Source organism: Variovorax sp. P1_H12_2, assembly GCF_056405335.1.
The window spans coordinates 1-2,166 of record NZ_JBFUCI010000653.1 but is presented as its reverse complement, the minus strand read 5'-3'; the positions used below and the strand labels follow the sequence as shown (position 1 = coordinate 2,166).

Annotated in this window: 2 protein-coding genes; both read right to left on the bottom strand. The window is 69.1% G+C overall.

The window, feature by feature from the left end; translation table 11 throughout:
• Positions 1–81: 81 nt before the first annotated feature.
• Entirely contained in the window at positions 82–1,473 is a 1,392-nt protein-coding gene (locus AC1D2K_RS33775; RefSeq protein WP_478094686.1) for a fimbrial protein, read from the bottom strand.
• 28 nt (positions 1,474–1,501) lie between these two features.
• Positions 1,502–2,166 (bottom strand): fimbria/pilus outer membrane usher protein (locus AC1D2K_RS33770; RefSeq protein ID WP_478094685.1); only part of this gene is annotated, 665 nt, incomplete at its 5' end.

Sequence of the window (2,166 nt, the reverse complement as noted above, 5' to 3'; positions counted from 1 at the left end):
GGCCGGCGTCGGCGAACGCTCTCGCGCGACCTCGGGGAGAGAACAACTTGGCGCTGCGGACCGTCATGAGAAACAAACTCCCTATTGGATGCGAATCACGACCTGGGCGCGCGCGTTGAGCCGGCCCGGCGTCACGCTGCGGCCAGGGATTTGCTTCAGGGTCGCGTTCAGGCGCTTGGTGTAGGAGGTGACGCCGCCCGACACCCCCGTGCTGCTGGCCCCCTGCAGCACCGGGTACCAGCCCGCGGCGCCGCCGCCTCCGGTCACCTGGTCATTGCCGAGGAAGTTGAGGGGCGCGCCGTCGGCCTGCGTGAGCGCGACGCCGACCCCACCGGCCACCCCGGGCTGGCCGTAGTCGTCGGACAGCAGGAAAGTGACACCGCTGCCACCGGTCGTCAGGCCCTGGGCGACGGCGCTCTGGTAGTTGGCTGCCGGCACCAGCACACCCATCGCGGTGCGCCCGGCCTCCGTCCCGCTCGCGAAGGCGGTGAGCCCGGTGTTCGCGGGCGCGCCAGTCTGGCACTGGAACGCGATGTCGACCGGGAGTTGCCGGTTGGCGCCACTGTGGAGCTCGGCGATGCTGATCACCGGGAACTGGACGTTCGGCGTCACGTGGGTCACCGAGCAGGTGGCGGAGCGCCGCACGGTGATCCGGTTGTAGAGATTGACCGCGCCCGGCCATTCGCCATACCAGCCGGAGTAGTAGGACAGCGAGTCCTGCCCGACGCTCAGGCCGGCAGAACGGCCGCCGCCCTTGAAGGCGGTGTAGGCCGCGGGCTGCGAGTAGCCGTAGTTGCCCGAGGCGTTGGTGCCGCCCGCCGTGGCCTCGTTGCTGACGCGAAAGAGTTCCACGCGCACGTCGCTGAAGTTCTTGACCTTAACCAGGATCTTGCCCTGACCGTCCCGGTCCAGGCCCGTGAGTTGCCTCGCCTGCCAATAGCGGCTGAAGTAATTGCCGCTCGCGGCGTGGGTGACGCGAATCACCATGCCGTTGAAGTAGGTCCTGTAGGCACCCGGCAGGCCGAAGGCAGCGCCGTCTTCGTACTGGCCGCCGAAGGCGTTGTCCCCGTTGGTCGCGTAGTACTCGAAGAGGCTGCCTTCGTCGACCGCGTCGCAGCGAAACAGCACCTGATCGGGCGTGTAAGCCTCATTGCCCAGGTTGAGAATGCTGGCGCTGCCGCTGGCGATCAGCGTGCCGTTGGGCTGGAAGGTGCTGCTGTTGATGTTGACAACCCCCGGCAGGCCGCTGGCGCCCGAGGTGTCCAGCGAACCGGTCCAGACGTTGTGCGTGCCGTGGGCCGGATCCACGTAGTAGATCGAGTTCGACGGATAGCTGGTCGCCGGCGCATAGCTGATCTTGGTGCAGGTGGCCCAGGCCGACGCCGGCAGGCTTGCCAGGACGGCGGCGAGCAGCGCCCCGGCCGGCAATGACCGGGCGCTGCGGCGGATGGAGAAGAGTCTTCGGAACGACATCATGTTCGGGGTACGCGCAGGTTTGCGATCAAGGGCCGACCGGCCGGCAGACGGCGTTGAACCGGTACAGCACCTCCTCGGTGCCCTGTTCGCTGATCCGGTAAGGAATTTCGCAGCGCTCGGCCGCCGCTTCGCCCCATTGAACGAACAGGCGCCCCTCGCGATCGGCCGCCCGCGCGTAAACCTGGCCGCCCTGCCCCACCATGCCGATGCTGGCGCCGTCGCTGCCATACACGGCAGCACCCAGCGGGAGCGGCTTGCCGTCGTCCTTGGCGGCCCGCACCAGCAGGGCGTAGCCGGTCCGGGTCGTGAACTTCAATCGGACCACGGCCCCGGCTGAGGGCGCCACCCGCTGCTGGCTGCCGTCCAGCTCGGCATTGCGGTTAATGCCCTGCGAATCGAGCGCCACGTCGTTGTAGCGGTACGGCGACAGCGAAGGAACGATCGCGAAGCCGGCGCCGTCCACCCGCGCGCCCAGCCCGTTGCGCACCCCCGCGCCGCTCGCGCCCTGCGCCTCGACCAGGCCGAAGGTGTCGCTCACGTAGGGCCCGAAGGTCAGGCCGCCCGCATGCGCGACCGCCGCCCCACGGGCGCTGGCCCCCGCCTGCCAGAAGCCCTGGCCTTGCGAAACACTGGCGCCGACGGTCGCGACCGGCAACCGCTTCTGCAGGTTGCCGCTCACGTTGGTGACGC